This is a genomic window from Streptomyces sp. NPDC001868 (assembly GCF_040297125.1).
In the GTDB taxonomy this organism is placed as follows: Bacteria; Actinomycetota; Actinomycetes; order Streptomycetales; family Streptomycetaceae; genus Streptomyces.
In genome coordinates this window covers 66078-90735 of the sequence record NZ_JBEOYO010000001.1, presented here as the reverse complement: position 1 = coordinate 90735, position 24658 = coordinate 66078, and the positions used below count along the sequence as shown (strand labels likewise).

At 71.3% G+C, this 24658-nt stretch carries 18 protein-coding genes; 11 read left to right on the top strand and 7 right to left on the bottom strand.

All coding sequences use genetic code 11. The annotated features are described in order from the left end of the window. Positions 1–3: 3 nt before the first annotated feature. The gene (locus tag ABT147_RS00415; RefSeq protein ID WP_351401115.1) at positions 4–1986 is read right to left on the bottom strand and encodes a glycoside hydrolase family 31 protein; all 1983 of its coding nucleotides are present in this window, start codon (positions 1984–1986) and stop codon (positions 4–6) included. Between the two features lie 534 nt (positions 1987–2520). On the opposite strand from ABT147_RS00415, the gene ABT147_RS00410 reads away from it, so the two are divergent. After that, on the top strand, positions 2521–3786 hold the full coding sequence (locus ABT147_RS00410; protein WP_351401113.1) for a ferredoxin reductase family protein: 1266 nt from the start codon (positions 2521–2523) through the stop codon (positions 3784–3786). A gap of 276 nt (positions 3787–4062) precedes the next feature. Then, positions 4063–4848 carry an indole-3-glycerol phosphate synthase TrpC gene (gene trpC / locus ABT147_RS00405; RefSeq protein ID WP_351401111.1) on the top strand — a complete coding sequence of 262 codons (786 nt, stop codon included), beginning with the start codon at positions 4063–4065 and terminating at the stop codon, positions 4846–4848. Positions 4849–5009: 161 nt separating this feature from the next. Here the strand turns inward: trpC and ABT147_RS00400 are convergent, their stop codons facing one another. Further along, on the bottom strand, positions 5010–6497 hold the full coding sequence (locus ABT147_RS00400) for an APC family permease (protein ID WP_351401109.1): 1488 nt from the start codon (positions 6495–6497) through the stop codon (positions 5010–5012). A gap of 83 nt (positions 6498–6580) precedes the next feature. Then, entirely contained in the window at positions 6581–8236 is a 1656-nt protein-coding gene (locus ABT147_RS00395; protein WP_351401106.1) for an amidohydrolase, read from the bottom strand. Between the two features lie 201 nt (positions 8237–8437). Here ABT147_RS00395 and ABT147_RS00390 point away from each other — a divergent pair, with 201 nt between their 5' ends. From ABT147_RS00390 to ABT147_RS00380, 3 genes are all read left to right on the top strand, one after another. Then, entirely contained in the window at positions 8438–9052 is a 615-nt protein-coding gene (locus ABT147_RS00390) for a TetR/AcrR family transcriptional regulator C-terminal domain-containing protein (protein WP_351401104.1), read from the top strand. 47 nt (positions 9053–9099) lie between these two features. Further along, positions 9100–9663 (top strand): MBL fold metallo-hydrolase, encoded by a 564-nt coding sequence (locus tag ABT147_RS00385; RefSeq protein ID WP_351401102.1) that lies wholly within the window; start codon positions 9100–9102, stop codon positions 9661–9663. 412 nt (positions 9664–10075) lie between these two features. Beyond that, positions 10076–11128, top strand: a complete 1053-nt coding sequence (locus ABT147_RS00380) for a LacI family DNA-binding transcriptional regulator (RefSeq protein ID WP_351401100.1) — start codon at positions 10076–10078, stop codon at positions 11126–11128. Between the two features lie 80 nt (positions 11129–11208). On the opposite strand, the gene ABT147_RS00375 is transcribed toward ABT147_RS00380, so the two are convergent. Together ABT147_RS00375 and ABT147_RS00370 are read right to left on the bottom strand one after the other, a co-directional pair. Beyond that, a complete protein-coding gene (locus ABT147_RS00375) occupies positions 11209–12018 on the bottom strand; it encodes a leucine-rich repeat domain-containing protein (RefSeq protein ID WP_351401098.1) in 810 nt (269 codons plus the stop codon). 347 nt (positions 12019–12365) lie between these two features. Next, positions 12366–13991 carry a PucR family transcriptional regulator gene (locus tag ABT147_RS00370; RefSeq protein WP_351401095.1) on the bottom strand — a complete coding sequence of 542 codons (1626 nt, stop codon included), beginning with the start codon at positions 13989–13991 and terminating at the stop codon, positions 12366–12368. Positions 13992–14235: 244 nt separating this feature from the next. Between ABT147_RS00370 and ABT147_RS00365 the strand changes: the two genes are divergently transcribed. From ABT147_RS00365 to ABT147_RS00350, 4 genes are read left to right on the top strand one after another with little or no spacing between them, the layout of a single operon-like run. Beyond that, positions 14236–15504: an aspartate aminotransferase family protein gene (locus ABT147_RS00365; protein ID WP_351401093.1), complete on the top strand. Its 1269-nt coding sequence runs from the start codon at positions 14236–14238 to the stop codon at positions 15502–15504. Continuing rightward, the gene (locus ABT147_RS00360) at positions 15501–18395 is read left to right on the top strand and encodes an FAD-binding and (Fe-S)-binding domain-containing protein (protein WP_351401091.1); all 2895 of its coding nucleotides are present in this window, start codon (positions 15501–15503) and stop codon (positions 18393–18395) included. The genes ABT147_RS00365 and ABT147_RS00360 overlap by 4 nt, the downstream gene beginning before the upstream one ends. Beyond that, positions 18392–19831, top strand: a complete 1440-nt coding sequence (locus ABT147_RS00355) for an NAD-dependent succinate-semialdehyde dehydrogenase (RefSeq protein ID WP_351401089.1) — start codon at positions 18392–18394, stop codon at positions 19829–19831. The genes ABT147_RS00360 and ABT147_RS00355 overlap by 4 nt, the downstream gene beginning before the upstream one ends. A gap of 56 nt (positions 19832–19887) precedes the next feature. Next, positions 19888–20241 carry a cupin domain-containing protein gene (locus ABT147_RS00350; RefSeq protein WP_351401086.1) on the top strand — a complete coding sequence of 118 codons (354 nt, stop codon included), beginning with the start codon at positions 19888–19890 and terminating at the stop codon, positions 20239–20241. Positions 20242–20281: 40 nt separating this feature from the next. On the opposite strand, the gene ABT147_RS00345 is transcribed toward ABT147_RS00350, so the two are convergent. Continuing rightward, positions 20282–21025: an IclR family transcriptional regulator gene (locus ABT147_RS00345; RefSeq protein WP_351401923.1), complete on the bottom strand. Its 744-nt coding sequence runs from the start codon at positions 21023–21025 to the stop codon at positions 20282–20284. A 340-nt stretch (positions 21026–21365) separates the two neighbouring features. Then, entirely contained in the window at positions 21366–22112 is a 747-nt protein-coding gene (locus ABT147_RS00340; protein WP_351401921.1) for an IclR family transcriptional regulator, read from the bottom strand. 285 nt (positions 22113–22397) lie between these two features. Between ABT147_RS00340 and solA the strand changes: the two genes are divergently transcribed. Both solA and ABT147_RS00330 read left to right on the top strand, forming a co-directional pair. After that, positions 22398–23537, top strand: a complete 1140-nt coding sequence (gene solA / locus ABT147_RS00335) for an N-methyl-L-tryptophan oxidase (protein ID WP_351401084.1) — start codon at positions 22398–22400, stop codon at positions 23535–23537. Beyond that, positions 23534–24601 carry a M14 family metallopeptidase gene (locus ABT147_RS00330; protein WP_351401082.1) on the top strand — a complete coding sequence of 356 codons (1068 nt, stop codon included), beginning with the start codon at positions 23534–23536 and terminating at the stop codon, positions 24599–24601. Before solA ends, ABT147_RS00330 begins: the two co-directional genes overlap by 4 nt. Positions 24602–24658: the final 57 nt, after the last annotated feature.

The window sequence follows — 24658 nt, the reverse complement described above, 5'->3', positions numbered from 1 at the left end:
CCGTCAGCCGAGCAGAGCGGCGACGTGGGCCCCCTCGCGGACGAAGACGGGAACGCGCTCCAGCGGGGCGTCCACCTGGAGCGTCGTACCGCCCTCCAGCACATGTCCGGTGGCCGGGTCACGCCAGTGCGCGCCGGCCGGCAGATACACCTGACGGGCCCGCGCGCCCGCCTCGTACACGGGGGCCACCAGCACATCGGGTCCGAGCAGGAACTGGTCGTCCACGTCCCATGCCTGCTCGTCCTCGGGGAAGTCGAAGAACAGCGGGCGCATCGGCGGGGCGCCGGTGCGGTGGGCCTCCTCGGACAGCCGCATCAGATACGGGCGCAGCCGCTCGCGGAGCATCAGGTGGTCGCGGAGGATGCCGTACGCCTGCTCCCCGTAGGACCACACTTCGTTCGGGCCGCCGGTCATGTCCGCGGAGAACGTGGGGTGGTTGGGCTTTCGGTCCCCGTGCAGCCGCATGACGGGGCTGAAGGTGCCGTACTGGAACCACCGGATCAGCAGTTCACGGTAGGCGGGGTCGTCCGGGTCGCCGCCGCCGAAGCCGCCGATGTCGGTGTTCCACCAGGGGATGCCGCTCATCGCGACGTTCAGCCCGGCCCTGATCTGACGTGCGAGGGAGTCGAAGGTGGTGGGGATGTCACCGGACCACAGCAGGGCCCCGTGACGCTGGCTGCCCGCCCACGCGGAGCGGACCAGCGACAGCGGCCGGTCCTCACCCGCCGCACGCAGGCCGTCGGCGACCGCACGGGTGTGCAGCACGGGATAGAGGTGCGCGACCTCGGCGGCCGGTCCGGCCGCGTAGACGGCGCGGTCGGCGACCTCCCGGGGTAGATCGGGCTCGCAGGCGTCCAGCCAGAAGCACCCCACGCCCAGCGCTCGGTAGTTGTCGTTCAGCCGCTGCCACAGCGCGGCGCGCGCGCCGGGGTGGGTGGCGTCGTAGTACGCCATCGGGCGTGTCATCGCCTCCCCGGCCTCCCGGGACGGCCACGCAAAGGTGAGCAGACCGCCGTCCTTGTCCTGTACGAGGTGTCCGCAGGTGCGCAGCTCGTCGTAGGTGTCGCTGCCGGGTTCGACGGTCGGCCACACCGAGACGGCGAGCTTCACCCCGAGGTCTGTCAGTTCCTCGACCATGGCGGCGGGGTCGGGCCACTCGCTGTGCTCGAAACGCCAGTCGCCCATCCTCGGCCAGTGGAAGAAGTCGCAGACGATGACGGACAGCGGCAGTCCGCGTTCCTTGTACTGCCGTGCCACCGCGAGGAGTTCGTCCTGGGTGCGGTAGCGCAGTTTGGACTGCCAGAAACCTGACGCCCACTGGGGGAGGAGGGGTGGGCGTCCGGTGGCCCGGGTGTACGCGTCCATGATCTGGGCCGGGGTGTCGCCGACGGTGATCCAGTAGTCGACACGTCCGCCGGCGTCGGCGGTCCACCGGGTGGTGTCGGCACCCAGTTCGACGCGGCCGGTGGCGGGGTTGTTCCACAGCAGTCCGTAGCCGCGCGAGGAGTGGAGAACGGGAACGGCGGCCACGGTGTTGCCCTGGACGAGGTCGATCACACAGCCCTTCTGGTCCAGGCGTCCGTGCAGATGCTGCCCCAGGCCGTACAGCCGTTCCCCGTCGTACGCCTCGAAGTGCTGCTCCGTCCGGCCGCCCGCCGCATGGACACGGGGGCCGGCATGGTGACTGTACGGGGCCTTGTCGGCGAGGAGTTCACGGCCCGAGGCGGCGTGCAGGAACCTCAGCCGGCCGTCCGCGGCGGCCTCGACGGCGAGGCGGCCGTTGACCAGGCGAGCGGAGCCGTCGTCCCGTACGGACGGTTCGGTGTACCGGGAGGGTGAGGGGCTCTCCAGCGCTCCGGGAGCGGCGGGGTCGATGGCCCCGGCCGAGGACCGGACCCGCACCGCGTGCGGCCCCCAGGGCTCGATGCGGAGGATCTCTTCGGCGGTGTGGCGCTCCAGGCCGCCCGCGCGGATGCTGTAGGTCAAGTCGTTCCTCTGTTCCTCTCAAGGGCCGGACACGTGCGTCCGCGCGGACGCCATGTCACGGTGACCGGTACCGTGTGCGGCGGCTCGGGCGGCCTCACGCGTGCCGCCCGCCACCGGTGTTCGCCCGGGGCCTGAGCCTGCGCCGCCGATCGCGGTACGACGGCGTCGCCCAAGACCCGTGCCCTACGCGATGAGGCACACAAGGCGTCGTGTCTCCTGACCGCCACCGTGAGACGGGCCTGACTGCGCACAGGGTGCCCGCGAGGTTGGCGGGAGGGCCGCTCTGGTGCCGTTGAGCGCGTGCGACACCGCTCGTTCTGTGACGGCTTGTGGTTAAGACCTTAATCGCTCAACCTACCGAGCGACGGCCGCCGGAACGGCCGCTTCACCGGCGGACGTTCCTGGTCGCGACCGAGGCGTCCCCGGTGGAGATGGCCACTGTGGGGCAAGAAAGGGGAAGCGGTGGAGGCGACGATGTCACGGGTGCGGCAAAGCACCATATCTCCGGTCGTTGCGGCGCGGTGGGCGCTGTGGATGTTTGTCATCACCAACCTGGTGATCGTCGAGGTGCTGTTCCTCACCGCCGGCACCGGCAAGAACGGGGTGCTCACGGTCGCCAAGTTCTTCGGGCTGCACGCAGCCGTACTGATGCTGTTCCAGCTGCTGTTGGTGGCCCGGCTGCCCTGGCTGGACCGCCGTATCGGCATGGACCGGCTGACGGTGTGGCACCGCTGGGTCGGCTTCACCCTGTTGTGGACGGTCCTGACGCACGCCGTGCTGGTGGTGCTGGGCTTCGCGACGCTCGATGACGCGCCGATGGCGAAGACGTTCTTCGCGCTCGCCGGAGTGCCGGCCTCCCTGCTCGGGATGCTGGCCGCGGGGTTCGTCGTCGTGATCGCCGCGGTCTCCGTCCGTCAGGTGCGGCGGCGGTTGCGGTACGAGACCTGGCACGCTGTGCACCTGCTGCTGTACCTGGCGTTGGGGCTGGCGTTCGTCCACCAACTGCAGGAGACCACGACCTTCAGCTCTTCCGCATTCGCGATGGTCTACTGGTGGGCCCTGTGGCTGTTCGCGTTCGGTGCCCTGGTCGCGGGCCGGATCGTCATGCCTCTGTGGCGCAACGCCTATCACAGGTTCCGGGTCGCGGAGGTGGTGGTGGAGTCGGACGACGTGGTGTCGGTGCGCGTCACGGGCCGCCATCTCGACAAGCTGCCGGCCCGTGCAGGGCAGTTCTGCATCTGGCGGTTCCCCGGGCACAACCACTGGTGGCTGGCGAACCCGTTCTCGCTGTCGGCGGCACCCGACGGCCGTACGTTGCGCCTGACCGCCAGAGCGGTCGGCAGCACCAGTGCCGGCCTGCCACATGTCCCGGTCGGGAGCCGCGCGTTCGTCGAGGGGCCGTACGGGGCGTTCACCTCGTTGCATCGAACGCGGCCCGGCGCACTGCTGATCGCCGGAGGGGTGGGGATCACGCCGGTCCGAGCCCTGCTGGAGGAGGAAGCGGCCGGGGATGTCGTCGTGCTCTACCGGGTGCGCAGTGAGGACGACGCCGTACTGGTCGACGAGGTACGAGCCCTGGTCGCGGACCGCGGAGGGCGGCTGTACCTGCTCGCCGGCCGCACGGGGGAGGGGAACACGCCGTTCGAGCCGGAGAACCTGCGCGCCCTGGTCCCCGACCTGACCGAACGTGACGTGTACGTCTGCGGCCCGCCCGCGATGACTTCGGCCGTGCTCGGCGCCCTGCGCATGCTCAGGGTTCCCCAACGGCAAGTACACGCCGAGCGGTTCGGCCTGGCCTGAGCCCCGCCTGCGGCGGAATCCGGTCGAGACCGGAGGCAGTGGGGGAGGGGCGCGGCCAGGCGGAGCCGCATTGCTGATGGTCGCGCCCACTGCCCGTCGACACGACCTGGGCATGCCTCTCGTCAGGTCACCGAGACTGCCTGCGAGGCGCCGAGCACCTGCATGCGGCCTGAGCCGACACTTCACGGATCCCATGACTCGGACGTGGGTGATGCATGGCCTCACCCGAGCCGGGGGACGTCCACAGCGGCAGACGATTCGACAAGGAAGAGGGCAATGAGCATTCTTGATGGCATCCTCGCTGGAGTCCGTGAAGACCTGGAAGAGCGTAAGCGCGCGACGCCGCCGGCGGAGTTGCGCGCCAGGGCAGCGGACGCGGCACCCGCGATCGACCCGCTGCCCGCGTTCCGGGTGCCCGGGGTGTCCATCATCGCCGAGGTGAAGCGAAGGAGCCCCAGCAAGGGTGCGCTGGCGGACATTCCCGACCCCGCGTCGCTCGCGGCCCAGTACGCGGCAGGCGGTGCCGCTGCGATCAGCGTGCTGACCGAACGCAGGCGTTTCGGCGGCTCTCTCGCCGATCTGGACGCCGTACGCGCGCGGGTCGATGTGCCCGTCCTGCGCAAGGACTTCATCATCGACCCCTACCAACTGTGGGAAGCCCGCGCACACGGCGCCGATCTCGCGCTCCTGATGGTCGTGTCGCTGGACGACGGCCAGCTCGCCGACCTGATGGGGCTGTGCAAGGAGTTGGGGCTCACGCCGCTCGTGGAGGCGCACACGGCCGACGAGGTGCGGCGCGCTGTCGCCGGAGGAGCGGAGCTCCTCGGTATCAACGCGCGGGACCTGACCACGCTGGACGTGGACCGCGAAGTGTTCGCCGACCTCGTGACGGCCATCCCGGAAGGCACGGTCAGGGTCGCGGAATCGGGAGTGACGGGCCCCAAGGATGTCGCGGAGTACCGCGGTTGGGGAGCCGACGTGGTACTGGTCGGCGAGGCACTGGTCCGCTCGGGGGATCCGCGCAGCGCCGTGCGCGAGTTCATCGCGGCGGCCGGGGCGTAACGGCGTTCGCCCCGGCCAGGGGCACGCCTGGAGACGCCGGGGCCGAGCCGCCGGCCGAAATGATTCGGCTCCGGGTGCGGTGACAGCCGGGGCCCTCCTCAGCCGTTCGGCGGCCCCGTCGCGGTGACTCACCGTCCCGCGACGGGGCCATGTGCCCTCGCTCATACGGAGTCGACGTCCGTGGTGGCGAGCCTGGCGTAGACATCGGGCCGGTTGCGGCGGATCCGCAGAGCAAGTGCCGCGCCGGTCGCGAAGATGACCGGAGTGAGCGCGACCAGCGTCCAGTTGACGGCGGGTGCGGCACCGGTGAAGAGATTGAGGCGTGTGCAGACCAGCCCCGTGATCGCGGCGAGGAGGAGCGCGGCGGCCACCGGCGCGGCCACCGTACGCAGGCGTCCCGCCGCGCCGACGCCGCGGTTGCGGCGGAAGAAGACGACCACGGCGCAGGCCGCGAGCGTCTGCAGCGCCAGGATGCCGACCACCCCGGGTGTGTTCACCCACAGCAGGAACTCGTTGTACGGGTGCGCGCCGATCGCGGCGAACACGGCGGTGACGACGGCCGCGAGTACGGTCTGCGCGATGCCGGAGACCCAGGGCGAGCCGTGCCGGGGGTGGATGCGGCCCAGGCCGGCCGGGGCGGTGCCCTCGACGGCCAGCGCGTAGCCGTAGCGGGTGATGGCGTTGTGGAAGGCGAGCAGGGAGGCCAGGAGGCTGCTGACGATCAGCACGCGCTGGAGGTCGGTGGCCCAGCCGCCCACGTAGCGGGTCATGGCGGTGAAGAACATCTCGGCCGGGTTCTGCGCCGCGGTTCCGACGGCGTTGTCGTCGCCGAAGGCCTGGACGATGACCCAGACGACGAACGTGTAGAAGAGGCCGAGGAAGCCGACGGCCAGGTAAGTGGCGCGGGGGACGGTGCGGTCGGGGTCGCGGGCCTCCTCGCGGTAGAGGGCGGTGGCCTCGAAGCCGATGAAGGCGGCGATGGCGAGGCCCAGCGGTGCGCTCATCTGCGAGGTGAAGACGTTGGAGGGGGCGAAGGAGGCCAGGCTCAGGCCGTCCGCACCGCCCTTGACGAGGATCGCGCCGGCCAGCAGCACCAGGATCGCGGTCTCCGCGATCAGCAACGTGGCGAGGACCTTGGCGCCCACGTGGATCGACCGGAACCCGAGGAACCACACCACGGCGATCCCGGCGAAGGCGTAGACCGGCCAGGGCAGGTCGAGGCCCAGGAGGTCGTTCGCGGTGCCGGCGGCGAAGAAGCCGAGGGCCCCGTAGGTGCCGATCTGCAGGGCGTTGTAGGAGAACACCGCGAGCAGCGCGGCCCCCAGTCCCGCTGGGCGGCCGAGGCCCCGGGCGATGTACGAGTAGAAGGCGCCCGCGTTGCGGATATGGGGCGTCATGGCGGTGAAACCGACCGCGAACAGGCACAGTACGACGCCGACCGCCAGGTAGGCGACCGGGGCGCCGATACCGCCGAAAAGGATCGCGAGCGGAGCGATACCGGCCATGACGGTGAGCGGGGCGGCGGCCGCCACGACGAAGAAGACGATGTCGGTGACGCCGAGTGAGGCACGTTGCAGACGGCCGGTCGGGTCCGCCCCGGTGGCCGTCGGTGGCTGTTGGGGAGGGGTGGAGGTGTGGGACTCGGTCATGGTGGTCTCCGCGTGATGCGTGAGGTCGACGGGGGAGGGGACTGTCCCTGGTACGAGGGCCCGGCCGTGACGACGCCGTGGGGCTACAGCCCTCCGGCGGACACGGGGGCGGTGGCGCTGCGGCCGTGTGTACGCCGGCCGGCGAGCCAGGTGCCCAGGACGGGCAGGTGCGCGAGGTCGCGGGGAGCGGTCCCGACCGGGTCGGCGGCGAGATGTACCAGGTCGGCGCGCATTCCGGGGCGCAGGACGCCCCACTCCTTCTCCTCGAACGCCTGGTAGGCGCATCCGGCGGAGTAGGCGGCCAGGGCGGTCGCGGTGTCGATCCGTTCCTGGGGAAGCCAGCCGCCCTCGGGGACTCCCTCGGGCGTCTGACGGGTCACGGCGGTGGCGATGCCCCGCAGCGGCTCGTGATCGGTGACCGGCCAGTCGCTGCCGAACGCGATGCGGGCGCCGGAGGCGAGCAGGGCCGCGATCTGGTACTGGCGGGCACCGCGCTCCGGGCCGATCTTGGGCAGGATGAGGTCGGTCATCAGCCGGTCGGGCTGGGCCCACAGCGGCTGAAGACTGGCAATCACCCCGAGGCCGGCGAAGCGGGGCAGGTCGGCGGGGTCGATCAGCTGGGCGTGGGCGATGACCGGGCGGCGGTCGCCGGGACCGTTGACGCGGGCCGCGGCCTCGATGGCATCGAGGGCGACCCGGACACCACCGTCGCCGAGCGCGTGGATGTGCGGCCGGAAACCGAGGGCGTCGATCGCGGTGACGGCCTTCGCCAGCTCTGCCGGTGTCCAGTTGGCGATGCCGTGGGAGTGCGGGCAGTCGGTGTAGGGCTCCAGCAGGGCGGCCGTACCGGACTCGATGACCCCGTCCGCGAAGAACTTCACGGTGCGCGCGGTGAGCAGCCCGGGGGCGGCCCGTTCCACACGCTCACGCTCGGCGGCGAGCCGGGGGAGCCGCTCGCGCCAGTGCTCCGGTCCCAGGAAGTAGCCGAGGTCGGCACGGACCGGCAGTCCCGGGCCACTGGTGGCCGCGGTGATCCAGACGTCGGCGTGGTGAGGTTCCACCCAGGCGTCCTGCATCCAGGTCACACCGGAGGCGGCGAACCGGTCGGCGGTCCGGCGCAGCGCGTCCACCTGGGTTTCGTGGGACGGCTGGGGGACGAGGTCGAGGACCGGCAGAACGGCGCCGAACTCGCGCAGGGTGCCCAGCGGTTCGGTGGAGCCTTCCCTGCGTACGATCTCCCCGCCGTCCGGGTCGGGCGTGGTGGCCGTGAACCCGACCCGGCGCAGTGCCTCGCTGTTCACCCACGCGGTGTGGTGGTCCATCGTGCGCAGGACCACGGGCCGGTCGGGGACGGCCTCGTCCAGTCGGCGGGCGTCGAACCGGCCGTCAGGGGCGAGCCAGGCGTCGAAACCGTCGCCGGTGATCCACTCGGCCTCGGGGTGCGCGTCGGCCCAGTGCCGTACGGCCTCGACGATCCCCTCCACGGAGTGGCACTCGCGGACGGGCGCTCCGAGCAGGCCCAAGCCGCCCATCACGGGGTGCACATGACCGTCGCCGAACGCCGGCAGCAGGGCGCCTCCTCGCAGGTCGACCATGACGGTACGGCCGCCGCGGGCGGCGAGCGCCTCCGCTCCGAGTGCGCTGATCCTGCCGCCCGTGACGGCGAGGGCGTCGAGCACCGGACCTTCGACGGCCCCGGTCCTGACAGTCCCTCCGGTGAACACGATGTCGGCCTGCATGGCGGCGGCGTCCTTCCCGTCGTACGACAACCGAACCGAACCGAACCGGAAACAAGAACTGAAACTGATTCGGTTTCGGTAATGTAGGGGGCGCCCGAGCGGCCGGGAAGAGTTTTACTGAAAGTCGTTCGGTAAAGTTCGGGTGACATACGCGGGCGGCCGTGCGGCCGCCCGGCGGGAGACATACGAAGAGGAGCCCACGTGCCAAGGCCGCGCACCCCTCTGCTGGACCGTCGGCGCATCGGTGCGGCAGCACTGAGAATCGCCGACGAGCAGGGCACTCTCACCATTCCCGCCCTGGCCCGGGAGCTCGGCGTCGCTCCCTCCGCGCTCTACCATCACGTGTCCGGCCGGGGCGAGATCATCTCGCTGATGCGGGAAGAGCTGGCTCTGGAGTCCGGCGCTGACGACCGGGACTTGTCACAGCCCTGGGAGCAGGCCCTGGAGGCATGGGCCCGCTCCTACCGCGCGGCCTTCGCGACCCATCCCGGGGCGGTGCCTCTGCTCGCGACGGCCCCTCTGGCCGAACCCTTCATGCACGCGATGTACGAGAGGGTCGCCGAGCTCCTGCTGGCCGCCGGCTTCACCACCCGTCAGGTCATGCCCCTGATCAACGCGCTGGAGAGCTTCATCCTCGGCTCGGCCCTCGACCTCGTCGCGCCGCCGGTGATGGTCTCGGACGTGACCCGAGAGACCGCCCCCCACCTCAGCGCCGTACTCGACGACACCCCCACCGACCACCGCCGGGCCGAGGTCGCGTTCGACACCGGTCTCCGCGCCCTGCTCACCGGCTTCCGGGTGCTCCTTCCCCGGTGACCGGCTCGTACGGCACCCCACCACACCCCTCACCCCAGGAGCCCTCCATGACCGCTGCCTTCCACGTCCTGACCACCGGCTACGCCGACGAGCGGGTGGCCGGCACCGTCACCCTGCTCGTCGACGGGGACACGGTCGCGGTCGTCGATCCGGGCATGGTCGCGGACCGCCGACTCATCCTGGATCCCCTCACGCACCACGGACTGGTCCCCGAAGACGTCACCGACGTCATCTTCAGCCACCACCACCCGGACCACACCCTGAACGCGGCGCTGTTCCCCGAGGCCCGCTTCCACGACCACATGGCCATCTACCAGGACGACATCTGGGAGGACCGCGATGCCGACGGATACCGGCTCTCCCCGTCGATCACGCTCATGACGACCCCGGGCCACACCGCGCAGGACGTCAGCACCCTGGTCACGGCCGACGAGGGACTCGTGGTCCTGACCCACCTGTGGTGGACCGCCGAGGGACCGGCCGACGATCCCTTCGCGCCCGACCGTGAACAGTTGCGGGCGGCGAGGGAGAAGGTCCTGGCCCTCGCTCCGGCGCTGATCGTGCCGGGACACGGGGCACCGTTCGCGCCGTCGGCGTCGACCCCCGTCTAGCCGGCCTCATTTCTTCCTCGCCCGGCCATGGGCCTTCGGGACGGCTCGGTGACCGCGACGGAGGCCGTGGAACTGCGGGCCGCCGTCACGTCCGGCATCTCCTGGAGTCCCGCGCGGAGTCGGGCAACCGTCACGGACTCATGGCACAGCGACGGTTGCACGGACCGCATGACCGCGCCGAGCGGATGCTTGCGCCCGTCATCAAGCCCCGGCATGACGGAACCGCCCTCGGCGTCGATACCGGTGGCCGGCCGGCCGGTCGCGGCCCGTGCGGTCGAACCCGCGGGCGGCCACCGCGACGGCATCTGCCCCGGCCGCGGCCAGGAACGTGCGCCGGCCCACGCCCGGTACGCTGCGTGATGATTTCCCGACCGCGTGAACCACAAGCGGTCACACGGCAGTTGGGGTGCGTATGGAGAGCTCTCGTGCCTGGCGGCGTCCCACGCTCGACGCCGTCGCCGCACGGGCAGGCGTGTCCACCGCCACGGTGTCGAACGCGCTCAACGGCACCGGACGGCTCTCCGAGGCGACCAGACAGCGCGTGCTCGCCACGGCGCGCGAACTCGGCTACGCCCCCACCAGTACGGCCCGTGCCCTGGGCCGCGGCGGCACCGGAGTGCTCGGCCTGACCATGACGACGTACGGCGACCTGCCCGTCCCGTACACCGAGATCCCGTACTACGCACAGCTGACGCTGGCCGCCATGGCGGCGGCCCATGAGCGCGGCTATCTGCTCCTGGTGATGCCGAGCTCGATGTCACCGTGGATGTGGCTCAACACACCTATGGACGGCGTCATCCACGTGGGACCGCGCGCCGAGGACCCGGTGCGTTCCATCCTGCGGGAGCGTGGCATACCGATGATCAGCGAAGGCCGGCCGCCCGAGCCGCACCGGTGCGACGCATGGGTGGACGCCGACCACGAAGCGGGCCTGCGCCTGCTGCTCGATCACCTCGCGCGGTCCGGAGCCCGGCGGATCGGGCTGGCCCTGCCCGTCCACGACGACGCGTACCCACACCTGATCGCACACGCCTATCGGTCCTGGTGCGACGAACACCGCATGGGCGCACTCGTGGAGGAGTACGCCTCACTGCCCGACTACTTCACGGCCGAACGGGACGCTGTCAGCCGACTCCTCCACCATGATCCGAGGCCGGACGCCGTCGTCGGCGTGTACTCCGACTCCGGTCACAACATCCTGGCCGCCGCTCGGCAGCACGGGCTTCAGGTGCCGCAGGACCTGCTGGTGGCCTGCATCAGCGACGATCCGGACTGCGCGTCGACCACCCCGCCCCTCACTACCGTCAGCCTGCGCCCGGACCGGGTGGGCGCCGAAGCGGTCGACCTGCTGATCGCTGTCATCAACGCCCGCAGCGGCGTGGACCGGCGTCGGCTCGTCGGACCGGTGCTGATCCCCCGACGGTCCACACGGCGCGCGGTGCGGCGGAGCAACGGCACACCGTGAGGGCAGGGCGCCGGAACGCGGCCGGTTGAAGGGGGTGCGGCGGCGGGATGCCGGGATCGGCAACTCCTGCGCCCTGTCGGTCAGTCCCAATCGGACGGCGGCTGGTCGACCCGGCCCCCCTTGTGCGGCGTGGGGATGTAGTCCTGCGCACCGCTGGGCAGTGCGGCGACGCAAGCCGATGAGCATGCGTTCACCAGCAGGGGCAGTACGTCAGTGGCCACGCGCAGTGAAATCCACATCTGCCGGAGCCCAGCCTGTTCGATCGGACGGCCGCAAACGCTGCATCGGTGGACGGCTGTGGTGCCCCAGCGCCGGGGATCGAGGTTCTCCAGGGCGAGCTCGGTGACGGAGTCCAGGTCAGGTCGCAGGCGGGGGAAAGGCGGTCGCAGCTTGGAGTTGCCGAACAGTGCGCGTGTACTCACCGTGCTGCGGGACAGCTTCTCGCACCGGGTGAGTTCGTAGGGAAACCAGTGCAACCGGTAAGAGGTGTAGGGCGTGAACTCCTCCAGGCTTGTCATGGCCCCGATCTCGGGCGGAATCCGGACCAGGTTGCCGCCGTAGAGCACAAGGTGCTTGACCATGGTCAGCCGCGCGATGCTCGGAGGCAGGGTGACGATCTGCTGCCGCTCCTCCGGACTGAGTTCCACGAGGGGGCGGAACTCCTCGCGCCCGTCGGCCACGGCTTCGTCAATCAGCTCCAGCAGACGCAGCCAGCCCGGAGCGGACGTGTCCTGGCGCTCGGTGTGGAATCCGACCCGGGCTCGCGGATGCGGCCTGGACTGGTCGAAACACGCGCAGGCGTCCTGGCGAATCCCGCGCCGTTTTGGGGCCGGATCCGACGTGTCACCCCAGCGGTTCACATAGAGCTGTGGCTCTCTCTCGCGCGTCATGGCGCAAAGATACGAGGGCGGCGCAGACCCCATGAGGCCATCACGTCGTCTGTGGGGCTCGACCTTGCCGGTCACCGTGGTGTGACATCGCCGGCGGTCGGGTGTGGCACGTCATGTTCTTGTCCGCTGCCGATGTGTTGCCCGCGTCCAGCGGCGCCGCCTGCGCCGCCTGCGCCGCTTCAGCTGAGGGCGCATCAGGAAGTGGCCGGTGCAGTGGCTGTGGAGGTTGACGTTGGCCGCGCCGCCCGGACGCACCGGGAGACGGTGCCTCGACGCGGGGCGGGCGTCGGCCGAGTGGCGCTGCGGGGACTGAGTGTCTCCGCCGTCGGCTGTACCGGGGTTCTGTCTCAGTCGGCTCGCATCACGTCGAGGGCGGTGAGGGCCACGTGGAGCTCGGTGCGCTGGTCGCCCGCTTCGAGGTCGCGGCCGAGGAGTCGCTCGATGGTGCGCAGGCGTTGGTACATGGTCTCGCGGGAGAGGCCGCCACGTCGGGCGGCGGTGGTTTTGTTGCCGGCCGCGTCGAGGTAGTGGCGCAGAGTCGTGAGCAGGTCGGTGCCGTGCTGGGTGTCGTGGTCGATGAGGCGCCGGAGCCGGCGTTCGGTGTACTCCTGGATCCGGGTGTCCTCGCGGAGGGCGTACAGCAGGCGGCGCAGGCCGATGTCGGACAGCTCGTGGAAGGAGCGGTCCGGGGGGAGGGGCTGGCCGGGTGGGGTGGCCTCGGCGACGCGGGCCGCCTCGCGGAAGGAGCGGGCGGTGTCGGTGAGGTCCGCGACCTCGGAGCCGGCACTCACGACGGCTCCCGGGGCCAGGCTCAGTACAGCGCCGGACAGGCGCTCGACGATGGGGCGCCAGGGCTGGGAGACGCGCAGAGCCAGCAGGATGCCGAGGCGGCCGGGGGCCAGTTCGCCGACGAGGGCCGGGATGCCTGCCGTCCGCAGCTCCTGCCACAGACGGGACTCGGTCTCGGCTCCCCCCTTCCCGGCGCGCAGGTCCACCAGCGCGGCGACGAAGTGGTGTCGATCAGTCGGCAGGCCCAGTGCGGCGCAGCGGGCCCGGGCGTCCTCCGCGGAGCGATGGCGCTGTTCCACGAGATCGAGCAGGGCGTTCCGGTGTGCGGAGCGTTCCCACGGGGTGGGGTGGATGAGACGCGCGACGGTCAGCGCCATCGCGGTCCTCTCCAGCAGGGTGACGTCCTCCGGCCCGAACATCGGTCCGTCGGTGCGTGCCGGCAGCATGGCCACACGGCCCCAGCGCTCGCCCTGGTACTCGACGGAGGCGGTGAGCCAGCCCTCCGGCCCGCGGGTCGCTGTGCCGTCGCCGGGTCCGGTCGCCCTGGAGCGCTGTTCCCAGTCGGCGAGTGCCTCCTCGACGGTGAGCCCGGACGGCTCGCAGATCAGGGCCTGGTGCACCAGGTTCTCCAGGACGACCGTGCGGCCGCTCATCTCCGCCGCCGCACGCACCACGTCCTCCGGGCCGGCGCCGCGCAGGGTCAGAGCGGTGAACGCCTCGTGGATGCGCTGGGTGCGGCGCATCGCGTCCGCCTGGTTGCCGAGCAGCAGGGCGTGCACGACCTGGGTGACCTCCAGGAAGTTGACGTCCTTGGCGAGGGTGACCAGGGGGAGGCCGCGCAGGCGGCAGGCGTCGACCAGCGCGTCCGGCGGGCGGTGGTAGCGGCGTACCAGCTCGATGACCAGTGCAGCGGCCCCGACGTCGGCGAGTTCGTCGACGTACCGGCGTACACCGGCCGCGTCCTCGGGAAGAGGCATGCCTGTCGTGAGGACGAGTTCGCCGCCCTTGAGGAAGGACGCGGGGTCGGTCAGTTCGGTGATGTGCACCCACCCGACCGGCCGGTCCAGGTGGGGCACACCGGTGACGACCTGGGGCTGTCCCGCGGCCAGCACCGGAAGGGCCAGGACGTCGGCCACGGTGAGCTCACGGGTGGGCCCATGGCCGGCCGGGTGGTTGTCGTTCACATGTCTCCAGGGGTCCCTGCCGGGCACGGCCCAGCGCCCGGGAGTGCCCGGCCACTGTGACAAGCGTCGCTGACCAGCGCAAGTGCGGTCCGTGAGCGAGCATCACCCGGCATGCCCCCGATGCGGCTGACACATCGTCCGGATGTCGCCTCCCGGCCGGACAGATCGCGCATTGGCGCACCTCTCGCCCGCGGCGATGCTCGGGAGACCGCAGCAGACCGAACACCGAGGCCGGGAGACGAACATGACCGCACTGTCGCCGCACCTTCGCCAGGCCACGCCCGTGGTGGCGGCCCGGGGCGAGGGCGTCCACCTCTTCGACCAGGACGGCCGCCGCTACCTCGACTTCACCGCCGGCATCGGCGTCACCAGCACCGGGCACTGCCACCCCAAGGTCGTCGCGGCGGCGCAGGAGCAGGTGGGCACGCTGATCCACGGCCAGTACACAACGGTCATGCACGAGCCGCTGCGCCGTCTCGTCGACAAGCTCGGCGAGGTGCTGCCGGCCGGTCTGGACAGCCTGTTCTTCACCAACTCCGGCAGTGAGGCCGTCGAGGCCGCGCTGCGACTGGCCCGCCAGGCCACCGGCCGGCCGAACGTCATCGTCTGCCACGGCGGCTTCCACGGCCGTACCGTCGCCGCCGCCTCCATGACGACCTCCGGTACCCGTTTCCGCTCCGGCTTCTCGCCGCTGATGAGCGGTGTCGTCGTCACCCCCTTCCCGTCGGCCTACCGCTACGGCTGGGACGAGGAGGCCGCGACCCGCTTCGCCCTGAAGGAGCTCGACTACACGCTCCAGACGATCTCCTCGCCCGCCGACACGGCCGCGATCATCGTCGAGCCGGTGCTCGGCGAGGGCGGCTACGTGCCCGCCAACCGCGCGTTCATGGAAGGGCTGCGGGAGCGGGCGGACCGGCACGGCTTCCTGCTGATCGCCGACGAGGTGCAGACCGGCGTCGGCCGCACCGGCCGCTTCTGGGGCCACGACCACTTCGGCGTCACCCCCGACATCCTCGTCACCGCCAAGGGCCTGGCCAGCGGCTTCCCGCTGTCCGGCATCGCCGCCTCCGAGGAGCTGATGACCAAGGCCTGGCCCGGCTCGCAGGGCGGCACCTACGGCGCCAACGCCGTCGCCTGCGCCGCGGCCTGCGCCACCCTCGACGTCGTCCGCGACGAGAAGCTCGTCGAGAACGCCGAGGCCATGGGCAAGCGGCTGCGCCAGGGCCTGGAGGCGGTCGCCGACCGGACGCCGGGCATCGGCGACGTGCGCGGCCTCGGGCTGATGCTCGCCACCGAGTTCGTCACCGAGGACGGCAGCCCCGACCCCGAGACCGCCGCCCGCGTGCAGCGCGCCGCCGTCGACGAGGGTCTGCTCCTGCTGCTGTGCGGCGCCTGGAACCAGGTCGTCCGCATGATTCCGGCACTCGTCATCGACGAGACGGCGGTGGACGAGGGCTTGCAGGCGTGGGCGACCGCGGTCGAGGCCGGCACATCGGGAGCGGCACGGCGATGACGGACACCACCACGGCCCTGGAGCCGCTGGCCGCGCGGCTCGCCGAGACCGCTCCCGGCCTGCGGGTGGAGACAGGCCCCGGCTCCACCGGTCTCTACGCCTACGACGCCTCCAACTACCGGGTCCCGCCGAGGGCCGTGGTCTTCCCCCGCAGCGCCGACGACGTGGTCGCGGTGGTGCGGGCCTGCCGGGAGGCGGGCGTTTCCATCACCGCGCGCGGCGGCGGCACCAGCATGGCGGGCAACGCGGTCGGGCCGGGTGTGGTCCTGGACTTCTCCCGGTACCTGAACCGGATCCTGGACATCGACCCGGTGGCCCGCACCGCGCGCGTCGAGGCCGGCGTGATCCTGGACGTGCTGCGGTCCGCGACCGCTCTGCATGGGCTCACCTTCGGCCCCGACCCCTCCTCGCACAGCCGCTGCACCATCGGCGGCATGATCGGCAACGACGCGTGCGGCAACCGGTCCGTGCGCCATGGGCGCACCAGCGGCCATGTCGAGGCGCTGGAGATCGTGACGGCCGACGGCGTGCGGGCCGTCGCCGACCGCACCGGACTGCGGGCCGCCGATCCGGACGACACGGACGCCGTCCGGCGGGTCGCCGCTCTGGAAGCGGATGTGCGCCGCCTGATCGACGGCAATCTGGCGTCGATCCGTACGGAACTGGGCCGGGTACCGCGCCAGGTCTCCGGCTACCAGCTGCACCACCTGCTGCCCGAGCACGGCTTCGACATGGCCCGCGCGCTGGTGGGCACCGAGGGCTCCTGTGCGGTCGTCACCGCCGCGACGGTCCGCCTGGTGGCGACCGCACAGGCTTCCACCCTCCTCACCCTCGGCTACGACGACGTGGTCGACGCCGCCGAGGACGTCCCCGAGATCCTGCGCTGGAACCCCACCGCCGTGGAGGGCATGGACGAGGCGATCGTCGCCACCATGCGTGCCCGGCGTGGCCCGGACTCCGTCACCGGACTGCCCGAGGGGCGTGCCTGGCTGTACGTCGAGCTCGACGGCGACGACCAGACGGCGGTCGACGCCCGCGCCGCCGAACTGCTGGACGTGCTCAAGGCACAAGGCCGGACGACCGGTGGGCGGGTCGTGGAGAACGCCGCCGAGCGGCGCTCGCTGTGGAGGGTCCGCGAAGACGGGGCAGGGCTCGCCGCCCGGCTCGTCGACGGCTCGGAGTCCTGGCCCGGCTGGGAGGACGCGGCCGTGGCGCCCGAGGACCTGGCCGCCTACCTGCGCGACTTCCGCAAGCTGCTGGCCGCGCACGGCCTGACGGGCGTGTTGTACGGGCACTTCGGCGCCGGATGCGTCCATGTGCGCATCGACTTCGACCTCGCCACGGACACCGGCCGGGCCGCCACCCGCCGGTTCCTGACGGAGGCCGCCGCCCTGGTCGTCGAGCACGGCGGAAGCCTGTCGGGCGAGCACGGCGACGGGCGGGCCCGGGGCGAGCTGCTGGAGGTCATGTACAGCCACCGGCTGATCCGGGCGTTCGCCGACTTCAAGGAGATCTTCGACCCCGAGGGGCTGCTCAACCCCGGCGTCATCGTGGCCCCGGCGCCCCTCGACGCCGACCTCGCGCTGCGTGAACTCCCGCTCGTGGACACGACGTTCACCTTTCCCCACGACGAGGACGGCTTCGCGGGAGCGGTGCGCCGCTGTGTCGGTGTCGGCCGCTGCCGCAGCGACGCCGGCGGCGTGATGTGTCCCAGCTACCGGGCCACGGGGGAGGAGAGCGACTCGACGCGGGGGCGGGCCCGTCTGCTCCAGGAGATGGTGCGGGGCGGAACCGTCCAGGACGGCTGGCGCTCCACCGAGGTCCGTGACGCCCTCGACCTGTGCCTGTCCTGCAAGGCCTGCTCCAGCGACTGTCCGGTCGGCGTCGACATGGCCACGTACAAGGCGGAGTTCCTGCACCAGCACTACAAGGGCAGAGTCAGACCCCGCTCCCACTACTCCCTGGGCTGGCTGCCCCTGACGTCCAAGCTCGTCGGATACGCGGCCCGCCCGGTGAACGCGCTGCTGCGCGGCCCCCTCGGGAAGCTGCTCGCGCGCCTCGGCGGCGTGACCACGAAACGCCGGATTCCCGCCTTCGCCTCCCGGCGGGCACTGCGCCGGGCCCTGCGCACGGCGAGGACCGGTGAACCGGCGAAGACGCTGCTGTTCGTGGACAGCTTCACCCGCGCCTTCCGTCCCGAGGTGGCCGGGGCGGCGAGCCGCGTACTCGCCGACGCCGGCATTCCCTGCACGGTGGAGGACGACCTGTGCTGTGGCCTGACCTGGGTGAGCACCGGCCAGCTGTCGCTGGCGCGCCGCATCATGGCCCGCACGGTCGCCCGCCTGGACAACGGCGACGACCGGCCCATCGTCGTGGCCGAACCGAGCTGCGCCGCGGCGCTCAGGCGTGACGTGCCCGAACTCCTCGGCACCGACGCCGCCCGGCGCGTCGCGGCCCGCGTCCACACCCTCACCGGAGCCCTGACCGACCTCGCCGCACCCGGGTGGGTGCCACCGGAGCTGCCGGACGACGTCGTGCTGCAGACCCACTGCCACGAGTACGCCACCTTCAAGGGCCGCCACCCCCGCGACCTGCTCGGCCGCCTCGGCGTACGGAAGGTCGACGAGGCCGAGGGCTGCTGCGGACTCGCCGGCAACTTCGGCTTCGAGGAACAGCACTACGACACCTCGATGGCCGTCGCAGACCTCGCCCTGAAGCCACGCCTCGACGACATCGACCCGCGGACACCGGCCGTCGTCGTGGCCGACGGCTTCAGCTGCGCCACCCAGATCGACCACCTCGCCGGAGACCGGGGCATCCGCGCCCTGCACCTCGCGGAACTGCTCGACCCCGCCGCCGACCGACCCGGACAACCAGGAGAGAACTCATGACCGACACACCCACGCAGTTGTTCATCGGTGGCGCCTGGGTGGACGCCGCGGACGGCGCCACCATGCCCGTCGACGACCCCGCCACCGGCGAGATCCTCTGCCACGTCGCCGACGCCGGTCCCAAGGACGCCAAGCTCGCCGAGGAAGCGGCCGTGCGGGCGCAGGCGGAGTGGGCCCGTACGGCGCCCCGGGTGCGCAGCGAGATCCTGCGCCGCGCCTACGAGATCGTCATCGAGCGGACCGACGAGCTCGCCCACCTGATGACGGCCGAGATGGGCAAGCCGCTGGCCGAGGCCAGGGGAGAGGTGGCCTACGCGGCCGAGTTCTTCCGCTGGTTCTCCGAGGAGGCCGTCCGTATCGACGGCGGCCTCGCCACCCTGCCGGACGGCCGCAACCGGATGCTGCTCTCGCGCCGCCCGGTCGGCCCCTGCCTCCTCATCACCCCCTGGAACTTCCCCCTGGCGATGGGCACCCGCAAGATCGGCCCGGCGATCGCCGCAGGCTGCACGATGGTGCTCAAGCCCGCCCCGCAGACCCCTCTGTCCAGCCTGGCTCTCGCCGCGATCCTCAAGGAGGCCGGGCTGCCGGACGGCGTGCTGAACGTCGTCACCACCTCCCGTGCGGGGGAGGTGTGCGAACCGCTCCTGCGCGGCGGGCGGATTCGCAAGCTGTCCTTCACCGGTTCCACGGGCGTCGGGCAGCTGCTGCTCGCCCAGAGCGCTCAGGCGGTGGTCCGTACGTCGATGGAGCTGGGCGGCAACGCGCCGTTCGTCGTCTTCGAGGACGCCGACCTGGACAAGGCGGTGGACGGGGCGATGGTCGCCAAGATGCGCAACATGGGCGAGGCGTGCACGGCCGCCAACCGCTTCTTCGTGCACGGCTCGGTGGCGGAGGAGTTCGGGCGCCGGCTGGCCGAGCGGATGGGCGCGCTGGTCGTCGGCCCGGGCACCCGGGACGGCGTCGACGTCGGCCCGCTGATCGACAGGAAGGGGCGCGCCAAGGTGGAGGAACTCGTCGCCGACGCGGTGGAGCGCGGGGCGCAGGTCCTCGTGGGAGGCCGTACACCCGAAGGCCCCGGCTGCTTCTACCCGCCGACCGTGCTGGCCGACGTCGACCCCGGAAGCCGCCTGATGGACACGGAGATCTTCGGCCCGGTCGCCGCGATCCTCACCTTCGACGACGAGGAGGAGGTGATCCGCCGGGCCAACGACACTCCCTGGGGCCTGGTCGGCTATGTCTTCACCGAGGGCCTCGACCGTGCCCTGCGGGTGAGCGAGCGGCTGGAGGTGGGCATGGTGGGGCTGAACACGGGTCTCGTGTCCAACCCGGCCGCACCCTTCGGCGGCGTCAAGCAGTCCGGGCTCGGCCGCGAGGGCGGTCGAGTCGGAATCGACGAGTTCCTGGAGTACCAGTACCTCGCGGTGCCCGTGAGCTGACCGTCGTCATGCCCATCAGAGCCTCCGGCGCATCTCCCGCCCAGGAAAGGAAGAACATGTCGTTCCTGAAGACCATCGACACCCATCCCTCCTTCGCCCCGCACGAGTCCGGCCCGCTCCCGGAACGTCTGGTTTCCGGCGACCCCGCGTTCCTGACCTGGCCCCAGGACATCGCCCGCGGGGAGATGATCCATACGGGAGTCTGGGAAGCGACGCCCGGCGAGACGCGCTCGATCAAGGGCGAGACCTTCGAGTTCTGCCATATCCTCGCCGGCCTCGTCGAACTCACACCGGAAGGCGGCGAGCCGGTGGTCTACAAGGCAGGCGACAGCTTCGTCATGAAGCCGGGCTTCGTCGGAGTCTGGAAGACCATCGAAACCGTGCGCAAGATCTACGTGATCGTGAAGTGATGCCTTCGCTCAACCGCGCACAGAGCCGCCGGGACCGTCGTCAGGCCAGGTGACGGGCGGTGATCTCCGCCGCCGTCTCGGCGACCAGCCGACCCAGCTCGGGCAGCCGGCCGGGCTCGAAGCGGGAGTCGGGCAGGGAGGCGGCCACGGCGGCCAGCGGTGTGCCCTCACCGTCGAGCACGGCTGCCGCGATCGCGCAGACACCCTGCAGGTACTGGTTGTGGTTGACGGCGTAGCCACGCTCTCGCACGCGGTGGAGCTCCGCGCGGAGTTGCCCCGGGTCGGTGATGGTCTCCTCGCCGTAGCCCTCCAGCGTTCCCGCGGTGACCTCTGCTATCTCGGACTTCCCCAGATGGGCGAGGACGGCGTTCCCAGTGGCGGTGGCGTGCAGGGGTGAGGTGTCGCCGATGGCGTGGAAGGTGCGTACGGCGTGGTCGCAGTCGACGCGGTCGACGACGACCATGCACTGCAGGGCGTCCGGTACGGACAGGTGGATGGTCTCGTTCAGTGCGTCGCGGAGCCGGACCATGGGTTCGCGGGCTGCGGCGAACAGGCTGGAGCCCTGGAGGGCGGCGGGTCGTACGGCCAGGACGCGGGCGCCGATCTCCCAGCGGGTGGTGTCCTTGCGGTTGGCGCGCAGCCAGCCGGCTTCGGCCAGTGTGACCAGGGTCCGCTGCACGGTGGACTTCGGCAGCCCGAAGATCTTTGTCAACTCTCCTACGGTCACGGGCTGATGCTGGGCGACCGCCTCCAGGACGCGCAGCGACCTGGTGACGCTCTTCATTTCCATCCGATGCCCCCCTCAGACCTGTGGATCCATGTTTCTCGCCTCGTGACTCCACCAAGGAGTCACCTATCGATCGTGCCGGATATTAGCATAGCGTTCCACAATATGGCACGATCGGGGGAGGGTGGATGCGAATCCCGATTCCTCGCGGCGGTGGGCAGCGGTAGGGCTCTGACCGTCCCTGCGGTGCCGCGTGGTGCGGCCGGCCTGTGTCCGGCCTTCCCCCGGCCGGGCGCAGGGCGGTGCCTGCCTTTGACGCAAGGCTGAGGGCCGGCTTGCCGCGCTGAGGCGTGCGAGCCGGCCCTCGACCGACGGTCTGCGGGGTGTTGTCTGCCGTTCAGGCGCTCAGGCGGCGCTGTGAGATCTCCGCGGCCGTGTCGGCGACGAGGCGGCCCCACTTGGGCGCGCGTTCGCGGTCGAACCGTGCCTCGGGCATGGAGACGGCCACGGCGGCCAGCGGGGTGCCGTCCTCGTCGAGCACGGCGGCGGCGACGGCGCAGACGCCCGGCCGGTACTGGTTGCGGTTGATCGCGTAGCCGTCGGTGCGGATCCGGTCCAGCTCGGCGTGCAGCTCGTCGGGCTCGACGGGGGTCGTGTCGCTGAACCGCTCCAGCCCTGCCGCGATGAGTTCTTCGACGTCCCGCTTCGGGAGGTGGGCGAGGATGGTGCGTCCCACGGCGGTGGCGTGCAGGGGTGAGGTGTCGCCGATGGCGTGGAAGGTGCGTACGGCGTGGTCGCAGTCGACGCGGTCGACGACGACCATGCACTGCAGGGCGTCCGGTACGGACAGGTGGATGGTCTCGTTCAGTGCGTCGCGGAGCCGGACCATGGGTTCGCGGGCTGCGGCGAACAGGCTGGAGCCCTGGAGGGCGGCGGGTCGTACGGCCAGGACGCGGGCGCCGATCTCCCAGCGGGTGGTGTCCTTGCGGTTGGCGCGCAGCCAGCCGGCTTCGGCCAGTGTGACCAGGGTCCGCTGCACGGTGGACTTCGGCAGCCCGAAGATCTTTGTCAACTCTCCTACGGTCACGGGCTGATGCTGGGCGACCGCCTCCAGGACGCGCAGCGACCTGGTGACGCTCTTCATTTCCATCCGGTTTCCCCCTGTTAATCCTCGAAATTTCTGCCGGACACCCTCTTGACTCCCCTCTGAAGCCACTGTCATTCTCTGTGCCAGATTCTAGCACAGCATTCCACATAGTGGCACGGCTCTTCGGAGAGATTCCTCCCGCAGTGAGCCGGACTACGAGACGCGGCGGTTGCGAGCCGCAGGTCCCCGAGGAGGACCTGGCTCCCGCTCAAACCATCTCGAATCGAACAGCCTCACGTCGGTGGCTCAGCATGCGCCTCGGCGATACGAAAGGAAAGTCCTGTGTCAGCTGCCAGGAAGCGCGTCGCGGTGGTCGGCGTCGGAACGATGGGCAGCCAGGCCGCCTGGCGCCTGGCGGCCCGCGGCGCCGAGGTCGTCGGATACGACCGCTACGCACCCGGCCACGACCGCAGTGCCGCCGGTGGTGAGACCCGCATCTTCCGCAGCGCGCACTTCGAGGACTCCCGCTACGTCCCCCTCCTCAAGCACGCCGATGCCCTCTGGGAGCAGCTCCAGCAGGAGACCGGCCGCGAGCTGCGCCGCCTGACCGGATGCCTGCTGATGGGGCCGACCGACCACCAGCAGATGGCCACCGTCCTTCAGTCCATCGCCGAGCACGACCTCGACCACGAGGTGCTGGACACCGATGCCCTGGCCAAGCGCTTCCCGCAGTACCGCATCGAGGACGGCGACGCGGCCGTTCTCGACCGCCGTGCCGGGTTCATCCGCCCGGAACTGACGATCCAGACCGCCGCCCGCCGCGCCGAGCAGCTGGGCGCGGTGATCCACCGCTACAGCACGGTCCGGGAGATCGTCCCCGTCGCGGGCGGCGTGGAGATCCGCACCGACTCCGGCAGCGAGCGCTTCGACACGGTCGTCGTCACGCCCGGCCCGTGGGTCAACGACCTGCTGCCCGACCTGCCGTGGGAAGTGGACGTCCGCCGCCTCGTCAGCGCCTGGTACGTGCCCACCGCCCCCGAGGCATGGTTCGGTGAGGAGCGCCCGGCGTTCATCCGTACGGCGCCCACCCACTGCTACGGCCTGCCCTCCCCGGACGGCATCTCGGTCAAGCTCGGACTGTCCCGCGCGCTGCACCGGCCCGCGGGCGACCCCAACCAGCTGGACCGCACCGTGCGGCCCGATGAGCTGGAGGTCTTCTCCGAGCTGATCGGGCGTCACCTGCCCGACCTGCACCCGGACCCGACCCGCCTGTCCGTGTACATGGAGGGCTACACCGAGAGCAGCCGCCCCCTGGTCGGCCCGCTGCCCGGCGCCGAGAACGTGATCCTGCTCGCCGGTTTCTCCGGTCACGGCTTCAAACTCTCGCCCGCCTTCGGCGACATCGCCGCGGACCTGGCTCTGGACGGCGCCTCGCCCCAGCCCATCGACTTCATCTCCACCGTCGGCCGTACGGAGGCATGACCGTGAACGACACCACCCTCTCCGTCGGCACCCTGGTCGCCGAGCCGGGCACCAAGGCCCGCGGCACCGTCCCCGCCGACCTCGGCACCCTCACCGCTGACATCCCCCTGACCCTGGTCAACGGGGCCCGTCCCGGCCCCCGCGTCGTCATCACCGCGGGTGTGCACGGCGGCGAGTTCCCGCCCATCGACGCCGCCGTACGACTGGCGGACGGGCTGGAGCCCTCCGAGGTGCACGGACAGCTGATCATCTGTCCGGTCGCCAACCCTCCCGCCGTGTACCAGGGCCGGCTCAACCTCTCCCCGGTCGACGGCGTGAACCTCAACCGCGTCTTCCCCGGCGACCCGGCCGGCGGCCCCACCGAGCGGCTGGCCGCCTGGCTCTTCACCCACCTGATCGACGGAGCCGACGTCTACATCGACCTGCACTGCGGCGGCATCGACCAGGTCCTGCGGGACTTCGTCGGCTACCGCGTCACCGGTGACCCGGACCTCGACAAGGCCACGGCCGAACTCGCGGGCTCCTTCGGCATCGAGGACGTCATCCTCGGGCTGACACCCGAGGGTGGCAACAGCCACGCGGCCGCCGCCCGCCGGGGCATCTCGGCGGTCCTCGTCGAGGTCGGCGAACTCGGCCGGCGGGACGAGGCCACCGCCCTCCGCCGCGTCGACGGCCTGCTGAAGGCCCTGCAACACCTGGGCGTCCTCGACCAGACCGGCTCCGCCCAGGCCCCCGTCCGGGAATGGGTGTGGTCCGCCGGCGTCACCGCAGAGGCCACCGGCCTGTGGTACCCGGAGTTCTCCTTCGACGCCGACATCATCGGCGAAGTCGCCGAGGGCGACCGCCTCGGCCGCATCCTCGACCCGACCGACGGCACCGAGCACACCGTCCACGCCCCCGCCGCAGGACGCATCTTCTACGGCATGCACGGCCTCACCGTCGCCCCCGGTACCGAACTCGCCGCCCTCGCCACCCCGTGGGACCCCGACACGGCCGCACGGGCCGACACCCTCCGGACGCCCGGTATGGGCGCCGGATCCGACGAAGCGGATCCCCGCCCCTAGCCCCCGTTCCAGCCGCCCCCCTTCCAAGTCCCCAGCCGCCCCTTCCCGCGGCCAGTA